The organism is Martelella lutilitoris (genome assembly GCF_005924265.1).
GTDB classification, from domain to species: domain Bacteria; phylum Pseudomonadota; class Alphaproteobacteria; order Rhizobiales; family Rhizobiaceae; genus Martelella; species Martelella lutilitoris.
This window is the reverse complement of record NZ_VCLB01000007.1, coordinates 130440-148722: the sequence shown is the minus strand read 5'-3', so window position 1 is coordinate 148722 and position 18283 is coordinate 130440. Positions and strand designations below refer to the sequence as shown.

Genomic DNA, 18283 nt, shown 5'->3' with positions numbered 1-18283 from the left:
GGCTATAAACGCGCGATATGATTCTAGCTTGAGATCGTGATTCATTTTGACTGATCAAACGACACCATCGGGCGGGGGGCTCCCGCCGGGCATCGAGCCCATTTCCATCGTGGAAGAAATGCAGCGTTCCTATCTCGATTACGCCATGAGCGTAATCGTCAGCCGTGCGCTGCCGGACGTGCGTGACGGGCTGAAGCCGGTCCACCGCCGCATTCTCTACGGCATGTCGGAGCTTGGCGTCGACTGGAACAAGAAATACATGAAGTGCGCCCGTATCACCGGCGACGTCATGGGTAAGTTCCATCCGCACGGCAACGCCGCGATCTATGACGCGCTGGCGCGCATGGCGCAGGACTGGTCATTGCGTCTGCCGCTGATCGACGGGCAGGGCAATTTCGGCTCGGTCGACGGCGATCCGCCGGCGGCCGAACGCTACACCGAGTGCCGGCTGCAGAAGGTCGCGCACACCATGCTCGACGATCTCGACAAGGAGACCGTCGATTTCCGCGAAAACTATGACGGCACGCTGTCCGAGCCCGTCGTTCTACCGGCGAAATTCCCCAACCTGCTGGTCAACGGCGCAGGCGGCATCGCCGTCGGCATGGCGACCAATATTCCGACACATAATCTCGGAGAGGTGATCGACGGCGCCATCGCAGTGATGGAGAACCCGGCGATCGAACTGCCGGAACTGATGCAGATCATCCCGGGTCCCGACTTTCCGACGGGCGCACAAATCCTCGGCCGCGCCGGCATCAAGTCGGCCTACGAGACCGGACGCGGTTCGGTCATCATGCGCGGCCGCGCCACGATCGAGCCGATGCGCGGCGACCGCGAGCAGATCATCATCACCGAAATTCCCTATCAGGTGAACAAGGCGACGATGATCGAGAAAATGGCCGATCTGGTGCGCGAAAAGCGCATAGAGGGCATTTCCGATCTGCGCGACGAGTCTGACCGCGAAGGTTACCGCGTCGTCATCGAATTGAAGCGTGACGCCAATGCCGACGTCATCCTGAACCAGCTTTATCGCTATACGCCGCTGCAGACCTCCTTCGGCTGCAACTTCGTGGCGCTGAATGGCGGCAAGCCGGAACAGATGACCCTGCTCGACATTCTGAAGGCCTTCGTCGCCTTCCGGGAGAATGTCGTCAGCCGGCGGACCAAATACCTGCTGAAGAAGGCCCGTGATCGCGCCCATGTGCTGGTTGGTCTTGCGATTGCCGTTGCCAATATCGACGAGATCATCAACCTGATTCGCCGCGCGCCCGATCCGCAGACGGCACGCGAGCAGTTGATGGAACGCCACTGGCCGGCGCAGGATGTCGAGGCGCTGATCCGCCTCATCGACGACCCGCGCCACAAGATTTCCGAGGACGGCACCTATCAGTTGTCCGAGGAACAGGCCCGCGCCATCCTCGAACTGCGCCTGTCGCGCCTCACCGCGCTTGGCCGCGACGAGATCGGCGACGAGTTGAACAAGATCGGCGATGAAATCAAGGATTACCTCGAGATCCTGTCATCACGCGTGAAGATCCAGGAGATCATCCGCGAGGAGCTGATCGCCGTGCGCGACGAATTCGGCACGCCGCGCCGCACCGAAATTCTCGAGGGCGGCCCCGACATGGACGATGAGGACCTCATCGCCCGCGAGGACATGGTCGTTACCGTTTCGCGCAACGGCTACATCAAGCGCGTGCCGCTCAACACCTACCGCGCCCAGCGGCGCGGCGGCAGGGGGCGCGCCGGCATGTCGATCCGCGACGAGGATTTCGTTACCCGCGTGTTCGTGGCCAATACCCACACGCCGGTGCTGTTCTTCTCCTCGCGTGGCATCGTCTACAAGGAGAAGGTCTGGCGCCTGCCGATCGGCACGCCGCAATCGCGCGGCAAGGCGCTGATCAACATGCTGCCGCTGCAGCAGGGCGAGGCGATCACCTCGATCCTGGCGCTGCCGGAAGACGAGGAGAGCTGGGCCGAGCTCGATGTGATGTTCGCCACCACCCGCGGCACGGTCCGGCGCAACAAGCTGTCGGACTTCGTCCAGGTGAACCGCAACGGCAAGATCGCGATGAAGCTCGATGACGAGAATGATCGCATTCTTTCGGTCTGGACCTGTACGCCGGATGACGACGTGCTGCTGACGACGGCGATGGGTCAGGCGATCCGCTTCCCGGTTCCCACGATCCGCGTCTTCGCCGGACGTAACTCCATCGGCGTGCGCGGCATCGCGCTGGCAGAGGGCGACGAGGTGATCTCGATGACCATCGTCAGCCACAACGACGCGGAACCCTGGGAACGCGCCGCCTATCTGAAACGCGCCGCGCTCGAGCGTCGCTCGGAGACCGGGGAGGGCGAGGATATCGCGCTTGTCGGCGAAGAGGTGACGGAAGAAGGCACGCTCAGCGATGATCGCTACGAGGAACTGAAGTTCCGCGAACAGTTCATCCTGACGGTGACGGAAAAGGGCTTCGGCAAGCGCTCGTCGTCCTATGACTTCCGCATCTCCGGCCGCGGCGGCAAGGGCATCCGCGCCACCGACACGTCGAAGACCGACGAAATCGGACGCCTCGTCGCCGCCTTCCCGGTTCTCGACCGCGACCAGATCATGCTGGTCACCAATGCGGGGCAGCTGATCCGCGTACCGGTGGACGATATTCGCATCGCCAGCCGCGCCACCAAGGGCGTGACGGTGTTCAAGACCGGGGCCGACGAGAAGGTCGTCTCCGTCGAGGTCATCTCCGAACCGGAGGAGGCGGAACCTGTCGAGGACGACGGCGCGGAAGAAGCCTCGGCTGATGGCGCACCCGCCGCCGAGGCAGGCGAGGGTGACAGCGAGGCCTGATCCGCGCGCCGAAGACATGAAAAGCCGGGCCGTTGCGTCCGGCTTTTTTTTTGATCACCCCGCTATCGCTTGCGGATGCGAAGCGGCTTGCGGCTTGCCACATTCCATGACAAAAGGCCGAGACCGAAACCGAGGCATGACGAATGGCGACGGCTTTTTACCCCGGCTCTTTCGACCCGATGACCAATGGCCACCTCGACGTGGTGCTGCAGGCGCTCAATATTGCCGACAGGCTGGTATTGGGCATTGGCATCAACGCGGGCAAGAAGCCACTCTTCGAATTTGAGGAGCGCGCCGATTTCCTGCGCCGTGCGGTCGCCGAAAACCTGCCGCAAAGGACGCGTGATCTCTCCGTCGTGGCCTTCCAAGGCCTTGCTATTGACGCTGCGCGGAAAAATGGCGCGGGCATGATCATCCGCGGCCTGCGCGACAGCACCGATTTCGCCTACGAAATGCAGATGGCCGGCATGAACCAGACCATGGCGCCGGATATCCAGACCGTATTTTTGCCGGCAATGGCGCTATCCCGTCCGATATCGGCCACATTGGTGCGGCAGGTCGCTGCCATGGGCGGCGATGTGGAGCGCTTTGTGCCGGATTTTGTGGCAGCCGCGCTCAGGGCGAAATTCCAGCGCTGAAGCCCGGCTAGAGGAAACGAATTTCAAGGAGAAAACCATGAGGAAGACGATTACGGGACTGGCTGCGGCCACGATGATGTCTGTGGTCTCGCTTGCCGGTATGGCACAGGCAAAGGATGGCAAAGACCTTCTGACCCTCAACACGACCGATGGCCCGGTGGTCATTGAGCTTTTCGATGAGGAAGCGCCGCAGAACGTCGCTCGCGTCAAGGAACTGGCCGAGGAAGGCGCTTACGACAACGTGGTCTTTCACCGCGTAATCGGCGGGTTCATGGCGCAGACCGGCGATGTCCAGTTCGGTGATACCGAGGACGGCTTTGATCTCAACAAGGCCGGGATGGGCGGTTCCGACATGCCCGATCTGCCGGCCGAATTCTCCGACATTCCGTTCAAGCGCGGCGTGGTCGGCATGGCCCGCTCGCAGAACCCCAACTCCGCCAATTCGCAGTTCTTCATCATGTTTGACGATGCCCCGCATTTGAACGGCCAGTATACCGTTATCGGCGAAGTGGTCGAAGGCATGGATAATGTCGACAAGATCAAGAAGGGCGACGCCGCGCAGAACGGCAAGGTCAGCAATCCGGACAAGATCCTGAGCGCAACCGTCAGCCAGTAAACCGCTTCCGCATAGAGCGCCTTTCGACCTTCTTGCATCCGAAGGGCGCTCTGTCCGCTTGTTTCAGCCGCATAATCCTGTCCATCCTCGCATCACACGGATTATGCTCTCGCTCAGCCACAGGAGAACCAGATGGCCGAAATCAAAGACCCGGAAAACACCTTCATCATGGAGACGACCAAGGGAAAGGTCGTCATCGAGGCGTTTCCGAATGTTGCCCCGAAACATGTCGACCGCATTCGCGAACTGACCCGCGAAGGCGCCTATGACGGCGTCGTCTTCCATCGCGTCATTTCCGATTTCATGGCCCAGGGCGGCGACGTCGAGCATGGCAAGAAGGGCGGCAATGCAGGCCGCGCCGGCACGGGCAGTTCGGACAAGCCGGACCTTCCCGCCGAGTTCTCCTCCGTGCGCCACGTGCGCGGCACCTGCTCGATGGCGCGTTCGCAGAACCCGAACTCGGCCAATTCGCAGTTCTTCATCTGCTTCACCGATGCTCCCTGGCTCGACAAGCAGTACACCGTCTGGGGCCAGGTTATCGAAGGCATGGAGGCCGTTGATGCGTTCGAACGCGGCGAACCCGTGCGCAATCCGGATCACATCATCACGATGAAGGTCGCGGCTGACGTTTGATTGGCAGACGGTAACAGCAGCCTCTATGAAGAAGTTGGTGCTGCGCTCGATGGCGCGCAGCACCATGCACATGCAATTACGTCGTTGTTCGCCCGCCACTATATGAGTTTTCACCGTCACTGTAGAAAGCTCAGCAACGCCCCTCCAAAAAGCAGCACCAAAACGAGAATTGTGCTTTTTGCCGATAGTATCTCCGGCGCATTCAATTCGGCCACCCGCGCTGCCTGCTTTTACTTTTCTATGATGGAGCTGATAGCAAAGCGCACCAGGCGAGGCTCTTTTGAGGGCAATGATCTGCTTTTCCAACTAGCCCACACGTTTGCCGATAGTGTTCCGATGGAACTTTCAAACCATTACGAAATCCTCCATTCCGTTGAAGCGGAATTTGTCTTAGGTACTGGACACAAGAAAGCCTGCGCCCTTTTTCGCAATTCTTTTCCGAATCTGGAATACGCCCGTAATGCAGTAGCGCACGGAGGCGAACGCTCGCTAGCGGCTAGCTCGAAAAGCAAGCAGCGAGTGTTGTTTCATTCGGAAATAAATACTGCGAGGTTGTCTAGGGTTGGAAAGATATATCTAGGTAACGATGGCATCGAATTAGAAATGAATTTCGAGCAAGCACGCCTGCAAAAATATTGGGAAGAATTCTCAGATTTGATAGAAGAAATATGCGCGTAGACCTCTTCGACTTCGATCTTCCGGACGAGAATATCGCCTTGCGGCCCGCAAGCCCGCGCGACAGCGCGCGGCTGCTGCTGGTCCGACCCGATGGCGCGCCGGCGCTCGAAGACCGCATTGTCAGCGAGTTGCCATCCTTTCTGAAACCCGGCGACGCGCTGGTGTTCAATGATACCAAGGTCATCCCGGCGCAGCTTGAAGGCATTCGAAAGCGCGAAGGTGGCGAGGACGTACCGGTTTCCGCCACGCTGCACCTGCGCAAGGCCGACAATCTCTGGCACGCCTTTGCCCGGCCGGGAAAGCGCATCAAGGTCGGTGACCGACTTCACTTTGCCGCAGCGGACGGATCGGCCGACCTGGTAGCCGAAGTCAGCGAGAAGCGGGACGGGGGCGAGGTGGCGCTGACCTTTGCCGCGCGCGGCGCTGCGCTCGACGAGGCGCTGATGCGGGTTGGCCATGTGCCGCTGCCGCCCTATATCGCCTCCAAGCGCGCCGAGGACGGCAAGGACCGGGACGACTACCAGACCGTCTATGCGCGCGAGAACGGCGCGGTCGCCGCGCCGACGGCCGGCCTGCACTTCACGCCGGAACTGCTGGCCGCACTGGAGGAAGCCGGCATCGAGCAACATTTCGTCACGCTCCATGTCGGGGCGGGGACATTCCTGCCGGTCAAGGCCGACGACACCGACGACCACAAGATGCATTTCGAGCGCGGCATCGTGACGCCGGAAACCGCCGAAGCGCTGAACGCGGTCAAGGGGCGGGGCGGGCGGATCGTTTCCGTCGGCACCACCTCTCTCAGGCTGCTGGAAAGCGCCGCTGCCGAAGACGGGACAATCGGCGCCTGGGAAAACGAGACCGGCATTTTCATCACGCCCGGCTACCAGTTTCGCGCCGTCGATATGCTGATGACCAATTTCCACCTGCCGAAATCGACGCTGTTCATGCTGGTTTCGGCCTTTAGCGGGCTGGAGACGATGCGCGCGGCCTACGCGCATGCGATCGAAACCGGCTACCGTTTCTATTCCTACGGCGATTCCAGCCTGCTGTTCAGGAAAGACCGATGAGCGAACAATTCGAATTCACCCTCAAGGCGACGGACGGCAATGCCCGTCTCGGCGCGATCGTCATGCCGCGCGGCGAAATCCGCACGCCCGCCTTCATGCCGGTCGGTACGGCCGGCACGGTCAAGGCGATGTATCTCGACCAGGTGCGCGACCTCGGCGCCGACATCATTCTCGGCAACACCTATCATCTGATGCTGCGGCCGGGCGCGGAGCGCGTGGCGCGCCTTGGCGGCCTGCATTCTCTGATCCGCTGGCAATACCCGATCCTGACGGATTCCGGCGGCTTTCAGGTGATGTCGCTGGCGGCCCTGCGCCAGATCGACGAGAAGAAGGGCGTCACCTTCAAGTCGCATATCGACGGCAGCGTACATCACATGAGTCCGGAACGCTCGATCGAGATCCAGGGGCTTCTCGGTTCCGATATCCAGATGCAGCTTGATGAATGCGTCCGGCTGCCGGCGGAGCGCGCCGAAATCGAAAAGTCGACGGACATGTCGTTGCGCTGGGCCGAGCGCTGCCGCATTGCCTTCGGCGACCAGCCCGGCAAGGCCATGTTCGGTATCGTCCAGGGCGGCGACCTTCCCGACCTGCGCATCCGTTCGGCGCGCGGTCTCGCCGATCTCGACCTGAAGGGCTATGCCGTCGGCGGTCTCGCTGTCGGCGAGCCGCAGGAGGTCATGCTGGCGATGCTGGAGACGACGCTGCCCGAGCTGCCGACGACAAAGCCGCGTTACCTGATGGGCGTCGGCACGCCTGACGACATTCTGAAATCCGTCGCGCGCGGGATCGACATGTTCGACTGCGTGATGCCGACTAGGGCAGGGCGCCACGGCCTCGCCTTCACCCGGCGCGGCAAGGTCAATCTCAGGAATGCCCGTCATGCCGAAGACTTGCGGCCGCTGGACGAGGAAAGTAATTGCCCGGCGGCGCGCGACTATTCCCGCGCCTATCTTCATCATCTCGTACGCGCCAATGAATCGCTTGCCGGCATGCTGCTGACCTGGAACAACCTCCATTACTATCAGGACCTGATGCAGGGCATCCGTGCAGCCATCGCCGAAGGTCGCTTCACGGATTTCATGGCCGAGACGCAGGAAAGCTGGGCGCGGGGCGATATTGCTCCTGTCTGACCAATTTCTCCGGTGTTGAAGACGGAATGATTCCGGTTCGATACCGTCCACTGATGTCAGAGGCAGCACGCCCCAAATCGCTGAATTTCTTGTATTTTTCATCCAAAAACATCGAGACATTCATGTAAGTAAAAACTAATATAAGTGTTATTAATGCAACGTAGGTTGCAATTGTTCTTTCTTGTAATCTTTCCTTGCATGTTAGAGCTTCCCGGCAGATGAGTTCTAGCACAGTATCCGCGTGATACCCGCCGAAGTTGCAGAATGCTCTTTCGGTCTGTTTGCCGTGCTGTTCATCAGCATGCCCGGCAGCCAGCAAAGCAATTCAGGCGGGGCAGCGGCACCCTTGTGGTCCGCAGCCATGATTGGGAGGAAACAATGATCACAGCGAAAACGAGACTGTTGCAATCAACCGCGTGCGCGGGAATCCTGTTATTTGGTCTGAGCGGAACCGCGCTGGCCGAGAAGATTGAATTCTATCCGATCAGCACGGATCCGAACGACTGGGTGGTTGACCGCTACCCGACAGCAAGCTTTACGCGGCTTGACACCTATATGGGACGGTCCAACGTCCTCGCTCTGGAGACCCTTGGCTCGAAAGCGGGTTCAAACAGCTACTATCAGTGGGAAGGCTACTCGCAGAACACAACCGTTCCTTCGGGTGATTCCTTTATCGGCGGTGACATTTATGTTGCCGATGGCTGGCAGGCCGGCAGTGACACGGACTATATCCGCACGAGTATCTGGGGCTCGGCCATGACCGAAAAGGAGGTCGCGACCGGCAATTACAACAATAATGATGCTGTCTTTCCGATCATTCAGTTCACCAACCGGGACGGGCAGGGAAGGCTCGAAGTATGGGATGCCGGCACGGACAATGGGTGGGTTGAACTGCCGGAAACGACCGGACTGATCAACTTTTCCGGCTGGAACACGATCGACATGCGCCTGATGACGGATGTCGACGAAGAAGGCAACAGCGCCGTACACTATTATTTCAACAATGCGTTGATCTATGTTTGGGAACCTGCGCTGTCCTTGGACGACACAAGCCCCGAACAATTCTTTGCCATGTATCTGAAGAACCGGAACAACGGCGTAACCGACTTTACGTCCCACTGGTCTCGCTTGCTGTCAGGTCTGCTCCTGCCGGAAGACGTGAACGAAATCGGCAACGCGCCCTATGATGTTCTGGTCGCCAACAACGATGCGCCGGTGACCGTCGGCGCGGGCGCCACGATCGGCGGCACGCTGACGTCCAAGGGAACCTCGGCCTATAACCAGGTCATCGCTCTTCAGCCCGGGGCAAAAATCTCCGACGATCTGATCCTGCAGCATAGCACGGGCAATTTCATGTCGGGCGCAGGTGATACGGCTACCGTCGGCGGGGACCTCTATGTTGAAAACGGTTCCAGCACGACCGGCGGCACGATTGAGAACAAGGTCAATGTCAACGGCCGAATGTTCGTGGATGATACATCGAAGGCGGGAGGCAATCTGAATATCGCAGGCAGCGCGAACAGTTCCGGCCGGCTGGCGCCGGGTAACTCGATCGGTACGATTACCGTTGGCGGCGACCTCAACCTCGCATCCACCTCGGTGATCGAAGCGGAAGTGGACCTTGCCGGAAAGTCCGACCTGATCGCCGTGGGCGGCGTCGCTAACCTCGCAGGCGCTGTCGAAGTCGACACAATCGATGGCTACCTTCTCGATCATGGCTATGTGATCCTGACTGCGTCCGGCGGCGTCAACGGCGAGTTCGCATCGTCGATTCCCGTGTGGGACAATGTCGACAATTATGCCTTCGTTGCCCCCTATCTGAGTTACGATCCCAATTCTGTGATCCTGACGGTCGGGCGAAACGATCGGAGATTCGCCTCGGTCGCCGAGACGCCAAATCAGGTCGCCGTTGCCAATGCTCTGGAGACACTGGGCGATCTGTCGCCGCCGCCGACGCTCTATGAAAACATCATCCTGAAAATGACCGCCGATGACGCACCGCTGGCCTACAGCGCTCTGTCGGGCGCGATCTACGCCTCAGGCCAGACCGTCATGATCGACCAGACACAATATGCCAGGGACGCGGTCTACGGCCGGCTGCACCAGGCTTTCGGTGGCAAATCGACGTCCTCGGTCGAGGTCATGTCCTATGCCGAGGGGCGTGACGACATGGTTGGCGGAAGGCTTATCGAGGAAAGTGCTTTCGGCGCCTGGGGATACGCCTATGGCGGCTGGAGCGCATATGACGGCAACGCCAATGCCGGCAAGCTCGACTCCTCCACCGGCGGCTTCCTCGCCGGTATTGACGGATCGATCGGCGACAGATGGAGGCTCGGCGTTCTGGCCGGCTACGGCTACACGTCCTTCGACAACAAGGGACCTGCTTCGGGCAATACGGATTCCTATACCATCGGCGCTTACAGCGGCGGCGAGTGGGCGGCCGGCACGGCCGGCGCCGTGGCCTTCCGTTCAGGCATGGCCTACACCTGGAACACGGTATCTGCGGACCGTACGGTGAGCTTCCCCGGCTTCTACGACGCCATGTCGAGCGACTACGATGCCGGGTCCTTCCAGGTCTTCGGAGAGCTTGCCTATCGCTATGCGGCCGACGAAAATACCGAGGTCGAGCCTTATGCCAACTTCTCTTATGTCGGCCTGAACTCGGATAGCTTTACCGAGACCGGAACGACCGCAGCGGCGCTCAGCGTCGCGTCGGAATCGTCCAATACCTACTTCTCGACGATCGGCCTGTGGGCGGCTGCGGACTTTGCCGTCATGGGGCAGGCGGGCTCCGAGGCCTATTTCGATGTCGGATGGCGGCACGCATTCGGAGATATCACGCCCAAGTCGACGGCTGCCTTTGCCGGCAGTGCGCCGTTCACCGTCTCCGGCGTGCCGCTGGCGGAAAACACGGCTCTGATCGGCGCCGGGATCGATTTCGCGTTGTCGCAACAGGCAAAGCTCGGCTTCGGCTATATCGGTCAGTTCGGCGATGGCGTCTCCCAGAACAGCATCAATGCGCGTCTGAACGTCAGCTTCTGATAAAGGTCGCTTTTTCCGAGAACTTCCAGCAACCGGGCGCTCGTGTCCGGTTGTTTCTGTCTGGGCAAAGGGCAGGTCTCCCGAAGGGACAGAGAGCACAGCCACTGCCACAAGAAGACCTCTACAAAAATCACATAAGGTAGATTATGGAACTTACGCCAGACCGAAACACAGAAAACGGCTCCGGACGATGTGTTCGCGGAGCCGTTTGTGGACGGGACATAACGAAGCGACTTAGCGCAATGCATTCAAGCGGTTGAAGGCCGCTGTGAAGCCTTTGAGTGAAATCGGGTAATCGACCGTCTCGTTGCCATTGATCGGCTGCCCCTTGATGTGAAGCGTCCCGCCGCTTTTCAAACGGTCGAGCATGGCCGCATCGATCGACACCGGGACAAAGCAGCCCTGCGGCAGGCATGTCGAGAACCCGAATTTCGGACCCTCGGTCTCCGCGTCGATTGAAAGCGAGACGCCCTGAGCCAAGGCAAAGCCGAACGGCATGACAATCACGCCCTGGGCCTGATCGGCGGCCGGAGCGGTCAGCTCGACCGAAATGACCCGTTGTCCGTTTTCCTTGGTGACCTGGACCTGAGCCATGACACAGCGGTCCGCATCTCCGTCCGAAACGCATTCGACGCGCCAGTCCTGATAGGTCTCGCTGAGAGAGCTTGCGCCGTCCGGCAAGGTCGCGGAGGCCTGGCTAAGCGGCATGGTGCTGATGAAAGCGGCAGTGACGACGGCTGCAAGACAACGATGGTTCAATGGTTTTCCTCCACGGCTGCGCGTTTGTATTTCTTCGACGCTTGCCGTCGAATGCAGACACTTATTGCGATCCAAGAGATAACACGATTCGCGTCGCACACCATTGCGCGAGAACGCGCCCGGCTATTTCGGCGCATGACAAACGGATTGGCCATGTACCACGCGACAATCATTTTCCTTGCCGCGACGCTTGCATGCGCGCTGCTTCGTGGCCATAGTCGCGGCAAATCGTCAAATGCGCAGCCCCAGACAGGAGCTCTTCGAAAATGTCCTCCGATATGGACAGAAGCGGCCGGCGCGGCGGCTCGGAATCCTATGAGCGCCCTCGCCCGCAAGTGCCTGATATTCATGCCATTCTTGGCGATGACAAGCCCCGGCGCGGTTTCCGCATCCCCTGGGGAATGATTGTTCTTGTCGTGGTGCTGGCCGCCGGCGGCTATGGCGGCTACCGCTATCTGACCTCGGGCGAGCTGCAGATCGTTGCGGCAAAACCGACCTATGTCACGCAGGAGGTCGAGCGCGGGCCGATGACGGTGACGGTTGCGGCCACAGGCGCAATCGAGCCGACGGTCAGGGTCGATATTTCGAGCGAGCTGTCGGGCACGGTGAAGGCCGTGCGCGCCGATTTCAATGACCAGGTCAAGGCGGGCGACACGCTGCTCGAATTGGAGACCGACGAGCTGAAGGCCGATATCCTGAGCGCCAAGGCGAAGCTTGCCGCCGCCGAGGCCGATGTTGCGGCGGCGAAATCCGACCTTGAATCCGCAAAGGCGACGATGGAACGCACGCGCACGCTCGCCGAGCGCGACGTCGCGCCGCGCCAGGAGCTTGAGGACGCGCAGTTCGCCCATGCCGCAGCCGTGGCCGACCAGCAAAGCGCCGAGGCCCGCCTGGCCGTGGCGGAGGCCGAGCTCGAGCTTGCCGAACTGCGCCTGAGCAAGGCCACCATCCGCTCGCCGATCGATGGCATCGTGCTTTATCGCAATGTCGATGTCGGCCAGACGGTGGCGGCCTCGCTCGAAGCGCCGACGCTGTTCGTGATTGCCGGCAATCTGACGGAAATGGAACTGAGGGTGAATGTCGACGAAGCCGATGTCGGCCAGGTCGAGCCGGGCCAGAAAGCATCGTTTGCAGTCGAGGCCTTTCCCGGGCGGCGCTTTCCGGCCGAGATCCGGTCGATCCGCTATGCCTCCGAACTCAACAGCGATGTCGTGACCTACAAGGCCGTGCTTGCCGTCGACAATTCCGACCTGCTCCTGCGCCAGGGCATGACGGCAACGGCCGATATTCTCGTGGATGAGACGCCCGACGCCATTCTGGTGCCGAATGCGGCGCTGCTTTTCACGCCGCCGGGCGAAGCAGCGGGTTCGGCCGAAGGCGACGAGCGCACCGTCTGGATCCTGCGCAACGGCGAACCCATGGCGGTCGAGATTACAGTCGGCGCCAGCGACGGACGGTTTTCCGCCGTCACCGGCGGCGATCTGCGCGCCGGCGACAAGGTCATCACCGCAACCGGCAGAAACGGGCAGTGAGGTAGGATCATGACGACGGCGCCGCTCATCGAATTCCGCAATGTTTACAAGACCTATGGCACCGGCGAGGCCGAGATCGTCGCGCTCAACGGCGTCGATTTTGCGATTGAGGCGGGCGAGTTCGTGTCGATCATGGGGCCTTCCGGGTCGGGCAAGTCGACGGCGATGAACATTTTGGGCTGGCTCGACCGGCCAACCAGCGGGCAGTTCTACTTCCAGGGCGTCGACACGACGGAGCTGAAGACGACGAAGCTCACCTTGCTGCGCCGCCATCTCCTGGCTTTCGTCTTCCAGCGCTACAATCTGCTCCCGCGCTCCTCGGCGCTGGAGAATGTGGAGCTCCCCCTGCTCTATCGCGGCGTCAATCGTCGGGAGCGACGCGAGCGGGCTGAGTTCGCCCTATCGCAGGTGGGCCTCGCCGATCGTCTCGACCAGCGCACGCAGGAGCTTTCCGGTGGCCAGCAGCAGCGTGTGGCGATCGCCCGCGCGCTGATCACGGAGCCTGCCGTGCTGCTGGCCGACGAGCCGACCGGCAGCCTCGATACCCGCACCAGCAACGAGATCATGGAACTGATCACCGGCCTCAACACCGAGATCGGCATCACGGTCGTCATGGTGACGCATGAGGAGAACGTGGCGCGCTATGCCAGCCGCCGCATGCAGTTTCTCGATGGCGCACTCGAGCGCGCCTACCGGCCAGGACGTGGCGACAGACAGGAGAGCGGCCATGTTTCTTGAGATGATCAAGCTTGCCCTGCGCGCCGTTCGCCGCAACCTGCTGCGCTCCTTCCTCACCGTGCTCGGCGTGGTCATCGGCGTTTCGGCCGTGATCGCCATGGTCACGATCGGCAACGGCACGGCCGAACAGGTGCGCAGCGAGATCGCCCGCCTTGGAACTGATATCCTGTTCGTCAGGCCCGGCCAGCGGGCGCCCGGCGCGCCGGCGGAGGCTGCAAAGGGCTTCAGCGAGCGCGATATCGCCGCATTGCGCAACCAGGTGCCGGATCTGCGCGCCGTCGCGCCGCAGAACATCTCGACGGTGACGGTCGTCGCCGCGGGCGAGAACCGCAGGACGACCGTGATCGGCACCAATGACGATTTTCTCGCCGCACAGGACTGGACGATCGAGACAGGAACCGACTTTTCCCGCGCGGCAGCTTCCGGAGGCGGCGACACCGCCTGCATTCTCGGCGCAACCGTGCGGCGCGAACTGTTTGGCGAGTCTGATCCCGTCGGCAGCAATGTGCGCGTCGGCAATGTCTCCTGCGCGGTGATCGGCACGCTCAGGGAAAAGGGCGAGAGCAGCATGGGCCGCGACCAGGACGACATCGTGCTGATGCCGATCAGCGCCTTCCAGCGCCGCGTCGGCGGCGACAGCTATATCGAGAGCATTCTGCTGGCTGCGCGCGATGGCGTGTCAACCGAGAAGCTCGAAGCCGACGTCACCGCCCTCCTCCGCCAGCGCCGCAACATCCAGCCCGGACGGGCCAATGATTTTGAAGTCAACGACATGACCGAGATCGCCAATGCCGTGACCGGCACGAAAAGCCATCTCACCGGCATGCTGACCGCCGTAGCGGCCGTCAGCCTGCTTGTGGGCGGCATCGGCATCATGAACATCATGCTCGTATCGGTGACCGAGCGCACCCGCGAAATCGGGCTCAGGCTCACCGTCGGCGCGCTTGAACGGCAGGTGCTCCTGCAGTTCATGGTCGAAGCTGTCGTGCTTTCGCTTCTCGGCGGCATCGTCGGCGTGGTGGCCGGTCTCGCCGTCGCCTACGCGGTGGTTCAGTATCTCTCCGTACCCTTCGTCATCGCTCCCTGGATGATCCTCGGCGCCTTTGCCTTCTCCGCGTTGATCGGCATCATTTTCGGCTTCTTCCCCGCCCGCCGTGCGGCCCGGATGAACCCGATCGAGGCTCTGCGCCACGAATAGAAAGGCGGGGTCTCCGGTCGGCCCAGCCTCAACACCCATCCAAGAAAAATGCCCGCGGCACAGGCCACGGGCATCTCAAATCAAATCAAACAAGAAACTTTCAGGCCGATCAGGCCTTCAGGATCGACTTTCCGGCAAACACGGCCTGGGCGCCGAGTTCTTCCTCGATGCGGATCAGCTGGTTGTATTTCGCCAGACGGTCGGAGCGCGACAGCGAACCGGTCTTGATCTGACCGCAGTTCGTGGCAACGGCGAGGTCGGCGATGGTGGCGTCTTCGGTTTCGCCCGAACGGTGTGACATCACCGAAGTGTAGCCGGCCTTGTGGGCGGTCTCGACGGCATCGAGCGTTTCCGTCAGCGAGCCGATCTGGTTGACCTTGACGAGCAGCGAATTGCCGACGCCCATCTTGATGCCGTCCTTCAGGCGCTTGGTGTTGGTGACGAAAAGGTCGTCGCCAACGAGCTGGCACTTGCCGCCGATCATCGACGTCAGTTCCTTCCAGCCGTCCCAGTCATCTTCTGCCAGACCGTCCTCGATCGAGAAGATCGGGTACTTGCCGATCAGGTCGGCGAGATAGGCGGCCATTTCGCCGGAGGAGAAGGTCTTGCCCTCGCCTTCCATCTCGTACTTGCCGTCCTTGTAGAACTCGGTGGAGGCGGCATCCATGGCGAGATAGACGTCGTCACCCGGCTTGTAGCCGGCCTTTTCGATCGACTTCATGATGAAATCGAGTGCGGAGATGGTGCTGGGAAGCGCCGGCGCGAAACCGCCTTCGTCGCCGATCGCGGTATTGAAGCCGCCGGCGGAGAGTTCCTTCTTCAGGGTATGGAAGATTTCAGAACCCATGCGGACCGCGTCGCGCAGCGTGTCGGCGCCGACGGGCATGATCATGAATTCCTGGAAGTCGATCGGGTTGTCGGCGTGTTCGCCGCCATTGATGATGTTCATCATCGGAACCGGCAGGAGATGGGCAAAGGTGCCGCCGACATAGCGGTAGAGCGGCAGGCCGCAAGCCGTCGCCGCGGCCTTGGCGGAGGCGAGCGAAACGCCGAGGATGGCGTTGGCGCCAAGGCGGCCCTTGTTCGACGTGCCGTCGAGCTCGATCATCGTCTGGTCGATTTCCATCTGGTTCTCGACATCCAGGCCGACGATGGCTTCGAGAATTTCCGTGTTGACGGCGTTGACGGCCTTCTCGACGCCCTTGCCGAGATAGCGCTCGCCGCCGTCACGCAGCTCGACAGCCTCATGCGCGCCGGTCGAGGCGCCCGAGGGCACGGCGGCGCGGCCGATCGTGCCGTCTTCCAGATACACATCGACCTCGACCGTGGGATTGCCACGGCTGTCGAGGATTTCACGGGCGAGAATGTCGGTGATTGTCGTCATGTCTGTCTACCTGTCGACCTTGCTGTTCGAATTTGTAACGGGCGCGCCAAGGCGCGGAGATTTTCCTTAATGCGTCCGGCGTCTTGGGTCACCTGCGCATCGCAGCAAAACTGCATAAAGCAGTTCATTCGCCAGAACTATGACGAATGAAAGATTTTCCGGGCAGACCCCATGAAAATGCGGTCGATCCCTTGCGCCAAGATTATCTTTCCTTCGCGATGGCGTCAAAAGCCAGAAGTTTTTCCAGGAGCCGCGGCATTTGATCGAGCGGAACCATGTTCGGGCCATCCGACGGCGCGTTGTCGGGATCCTGATGGGTTTCGACAAAGACGCCTGCGACGCCAACGGCAACGGCAGCGCGCGCCAACGTTTCGACGAATTCGCGCTGGCCGCCGGTCGAACCGCCCTGCCCGCCCGGCTGCTGCACCGAATGGGTGGCGTCGAAAATCACCGGCGCGCCGGTCGCAGCCATGATCGGCAGGGAGCGCATGTCGGAGACCAGCGTGTTGTAGCCGAAGGATGCGCCGCGCTCGCACAGGAGCACGTTGTCATTGCCGCTGTCGACGATCTTGGCAAGCACGTTCTTCATGTCCCAGGGGGCCAGAAACTGTCCTTTCTTCACATTGATGACCCGGCCGGTCTTCGCGGCCGCGATCAAAAGATCGGTCTGGCGGCAGAGAAATGCGGGGATTTGCAGCACATCGACGACCGGCGCCACCTCGGCGCACTGCGCCTCGGTGTGAATGTCGGTCAGCACCGGGAAGCCGAATTCCTTCTTCAGGTCGGCAAAGACCTCCAGCGACTTCTCCAGCCCCATGCCGCGCTCGGCTTTGAGCGAGGTCCGGTTCGCCTTGTCGAAGGAGGATTTGTAGACGAGGCCGATCCCGACCTCCTTGCAGATCTCGACAAGCCGGCCAGCCATCATGAAGGCGTGATCGCGGCTTTCCATCTGGCAGGGCCCGGCGATCAGCGACAGCCTGCCGCTGTTGGAAAAGGCGACCTTCGCCGCACCCTCGCCGGCCGAAACGGTCCGATTGTTCATGTTATGCTTCCTTGAATATGAATGTCACGCCCTGGCCGGGCGCAGGCGGAACGCAGATCATCCCGTCCGCCGTTTCGTGTTGGACAGCGTTTTTCGCGAGAATGTCCGCGATATTGCCGATATCCGCAGCCTCAAAGACAATCGCACGACCGACAAGACCGCGCCCCGTGGCAGGCGGATCGATGCCGAAACGCGCGCGGAGATGGTCGTGGGTGAAGATTGAAAGGTCGGCGCCGGCCCCTTCCACCGTCACGCCGTGCGGATGGATCTCCGTCTCGTGGCAATGGCTCAACTGCTGCAGCAGCGGCTCGAACTCCATCGGATTGTCTTCGCCGATCAGCACCTCGGCAACCCCGGTCACGCCGTTCTGGTGCGCCATCAGCGCTTCCGGCGGGCTCAGCGGCAACAGCCGCTCGCAGGTGAAGAAGAAAAGGTCCGGCGCGCGAAGATCCGCCGCGAAGGCCAGACGGAAACCGGCTTCCGCCTCGCTGCCATCCTCCCGCTGGAATGTGCGGGAAAAGCGGAAGAGATCGCCAGCGGCGATGCCTTCCGCCACAAAAGCCTCGTGGTCGGCGGCCGCGTCATCGCTCTTGAACACGATTGCTGACAGCCCGTCCTCGCCGACGCGGAAGCGGAAGGCCTTGTCGCGCGCCACGAATTGGAGGCCGTCGCGAATGTGATTCCCGTAGATCTGAAGGTCGGCAATCCCGAGCGGTTCGAGATAGGTTCCTTCCGCAAAATAGACACAGGCGTTTTCCGTGCCGAAGGGATGGCGGGCATCGGGCGCGACGCTGAAGCCGAGCGCGCTCAGCCGAAGCCTTGCCGTCGCCAGGTCAACGACGGGCAGCACGATGTGGTCAAGCGGGCGCTGGGCTCGGTGCGAAAGAGACATGAGGCTCCTCCTTTGAGAGGCATCCTTGATGGCATGAAAGCAGGCGGGCTTCAAGAAGTTGTCGAAACCCGCCTGCGATGGCCTGTCTG

The 18283-nt window shown here is 61.2% G+C and carries 15 protein-coding genes; 11 read left to right on the top strand and 4 right to left on the bottom strand.

The features are described 5' to 3' along the window. Positions 1 to 46: 46 nt before the first annotated feature. The 8 genes from gyrA to FF124_RS13600 all read left to right on the top strand — a co-directional run bounded on the left by gyrA (position 47) and on the right by FF124_RS13600 (position 10649). The gene (gyrA, locus tag FF124_RS13635; protein ID WP_138749043.1) at positions 47 to 2845 is read left to right on the top strand and encodes a DNA gyrase subunit A; all 2799 of its coding nucleotides are present in this window, start codon (positions 47 to 49) and stop codon (positions 2843 to 2845) included. A 143-nt stretch (positions 2846 to 2988) separates the two neighbouring features. Further along, the gene (gene coaD / locus FF124_RS13630) at positions 2989 to 3483 is read left to right on the top strand and encodes a pantetheine-phosphate adenylyltransferase (protein WP_138749042.1); all 495 of its coding nucleotides are present in this window, start codon (positions 2989 to 2991) and stop codon (positions 3481 to 3483) included. Between the two features lie 37 nt (positions 3484 to 3520). Next, on the top strand, positions 3521 to 4099 hold the full coding sequence (locus tag FF124_RS13625; RefSeq protein WP_138749041.1) for a peptidylprolyl isomerase: 579 nt from the start codon (positions 3521 to 3523) through the stop codon (positions 4097 to 4099). A gap of 132 nt (positions 4100 to 4231) precedes the next feature. Continuing rightward, positions 4232 to 4732 carry a peptidylprolyl isomerase gene (locus FF124_RS13620; protein WP_138749040.1) on the top strand — a complete coding sequence of 167 codons (501 nt, stop codon included), beginning with the start codon at positions 4232 to 4234 and terminating at the stop codon, positions 4730 to 4732. Beyond that, on the top strand, positions 4733 to 5410 hold the full coding sequence (locus FF124_RS13615; RefSeq protein WP_138749039.1) for a hypothetical protein: 678 nt from the start codon (positions 4733 to 4735) through the stop codon (positions 5408 to 5410). Then, positions 5401 to 6477 (top strand): tRNA preQ1(34) S-adenosylmethionine ribosyltransferase-isomerase QueA, encoded by a 1077-nt coding sequence (gene queA, locus FF124_RS13610; protein ID WP_138749038.1) that lies wholly within the window; start codon positions 5401 to 5403, stop codon positions 6475 to 6477. Before FF124_RS13615 ends, queA begins: the two co-directional genes overlap by 10 nt. Next, on the top strand, positions 6474 to 7607 hold the full coding sequence (gene tgt, locus FF124_RS13605) for a tRNA guanosine(34) transglycosylase Tgt (protein ID WP_138749037.1): 1134 nt from the start codon (positions 6474 to 6476) through the stop codon (positions 7605 to 7607). The genes queA and tgt overlap by 4 nt, the downstream gene beginning before the upstream one ends. 378 nt (positions 7608 to 7985) lie before the next feature. Further along, a complete protein-coding gene (locus tag FF124_RS13600; RefSeq protein WP_187326938.1) occupies positions 7986 to 10649 on the top strand; it encodes an autotransporter family protein in 2664 nt (887 codons plus the stop codon). A gap of 234 nt (positions 10650 to 10883) precedes the next feature. Here FF124_RS13600 and FF124_RS13595 read toward each other — a convergent pair whose 3' ends face one another. After that, the gene (locus tag FF124_RS13595) at positions 10884 to 11483 is read right to left on the bottom strand and encodes an invasion associated locus B family protein (protein WP_246072429.1); all 600 of its coding nucleotides are present in this window, start codon (positions 11481 to 11483) and stop codon (positions 10884 to 10886) included. 203 nt (positions 11484 to 11686) lie between these two features. On the opposite strand from FF124_RS13595, the gene FF124_RS13590 reads away from it, so the two are divergent. Genes FF124_RS13590 through FF124_RS13580 form a run of 3 tightly spaced genes read left to right on the top strand, consistent with a single transcriptional unit; the run spans position 11687 to position 14876 of the window. Further along, entirely contained in the window at positions 11687 to 12940 is a 1254-nt protein-coding gene (locus FF124_RS13590; protein ID WP_425462538.1) for an efflux RND transporter periplasmic adaptor subunit, read from the top strand. Positions 12941 to 12949: 9 nt separating this feature from the next. Next, a complete protein-coding gene (locus FF124_RS13585; protein ID WP_138749034.1) occupies positions 12950 to 13678 on the top strand; it encodes an ABC transporter ATP-binding protein in 729 nt (242 codons plus the stop codon). Then, positions 13668 to 14876 carry an ABC transporter permease gene (locus FF124_RS13580; RefSeq protein ID WP_138749033.1) on the top strand — a complete coding sequence of 403 codons (1209 nt, stop codon included), beginning with the start codon at positions 13668 to 13670 and terminating at the stop codon, positions 14874 to 14876. The genes FF124_RS13585 and FF124_RS13580 overlap by 11 nt, the downstream gene beginning before the upstream one ends. 109 nt (positions 14877 to 14985) lie before the next feature. Here the strand turns inward: FF124_RS13580 and eno are convergent, their stop codons facing one another. The 3 genes from eno to FF124_RS13565 form a co-directional block, all read right to left on the bottom strand. Beyond that, a complete protein-coding gene (gene eno / locus FF124_RS13575; RefSeq protein ID WP_138749032.1) occupies positions 14986 to 16260 on the bottom strand; it encodes a phosphopyruvate hydratase in 1275 nt (424 codons plus the stop codon). Between the two features lie 202 nt (positions 16261 to 16462). Further along, positions 16463 to 17302: a 3-deoxy-8-phosphooctulonate synthase gene (kdsA, locus tag FF124_RS13570; protein WP_138749031.1), complete on the bottom strand. Its 840-nt coding sequence runs from the start codon at positions 17300 to 17302 to the stop codon at positions 16463 to 16465. Position 17303: 1 nt separating this feature from the next. Continuing rightward, positions 17304 to 18194: a VOC family protein gene (locus tag FF124_RS13565; protein ID WP_138749030.1), complete on the bottom strand. Its 891-nt coding sequence runs from the start codon at positions 18192 to 18194 to the stop codon at positions 17304 to 17306. Positions 18195 to 18283: the final 89 nt, after the last annotated feature.

Coding starts and splice junctions, on each gene's coding strand:
- FF124_RS13590 (WP_425462538.1), top strand. CDS start 11,687: ATGGACAGAAGCGGCCGGCGCGGCGGCTCGGAATCCTATGAGCGCCCT.
- kdsA (WP_138749031.1), bottom strand. CDS start 17,302: ATGAACAATCGGACCGTTTCGGCCGGCGAGGGTGCGGCGAAGGTCGCC.
- FF124_RS13580 (WP_138749033.1), top strand. CDS start 13,668: ATGTTTCTTGAGATGATCAAGCTTGCCCTGCGCGCCGTTCGCCGCAAC.
- FF124_RS13585 (WP_138749034.1), top strand. CDS start 12,950: ATGACGACGGCGCCGCTCATCGAATTCCGCAATGTTTACAAGACCTAT.
- FF124_RS13625 (WP_138749041.1), top strand. CDS start 3,521: ATGAGGAAGACGATTACGGGACTGGCTGCGGCCACGATGATGTCTGTG.
- queA (WP_138749038.1), top strand. CDS start 5,401: ATGCGCGTAGACCTCTTCGACTTCGATCTTCCGGACGAGAATATCGCC.
- FF124_RS13600 (WP_187326938.1), top strand. CDS start 7,986: ATGATCACAGCGAAAACGAGACTGTTGCAATCAACCGCGTGCGCGGGA.
- FF124_RS13620 (WP_138749040.1), top strand. CDS start 4,232: ATGGCCGAAATCAAAGACCCGGAAAACACCTTCATCATGGAGACGACC.
- FF124_RS13565 (WP_138749030.1), bottom strand. CDS start 18,194: ATGTCTCTTTCGCACCGAGCCCAGCGCCCGCTTGACCACATCGTGCTG.
- tgt (WP_138749037.1), top strand. CDS start 6,474: ATGAGCGAACAATTCGAATTCACCCTCAAGGCGACGGACGGCAATGCC.
- eno (WP_138749032.1), bottom strand. CDS start 16,260: ATGACGACAATCACCGACATTCTCGCCCGTGAAATCCTCGACAGCCGT.
- coaD (WP_138749042.1), top strand. CDS start 2,989: ATGGCGACGGCTTTTTACCCCGGCTCTTTCGACCCGATGACCAATGGC.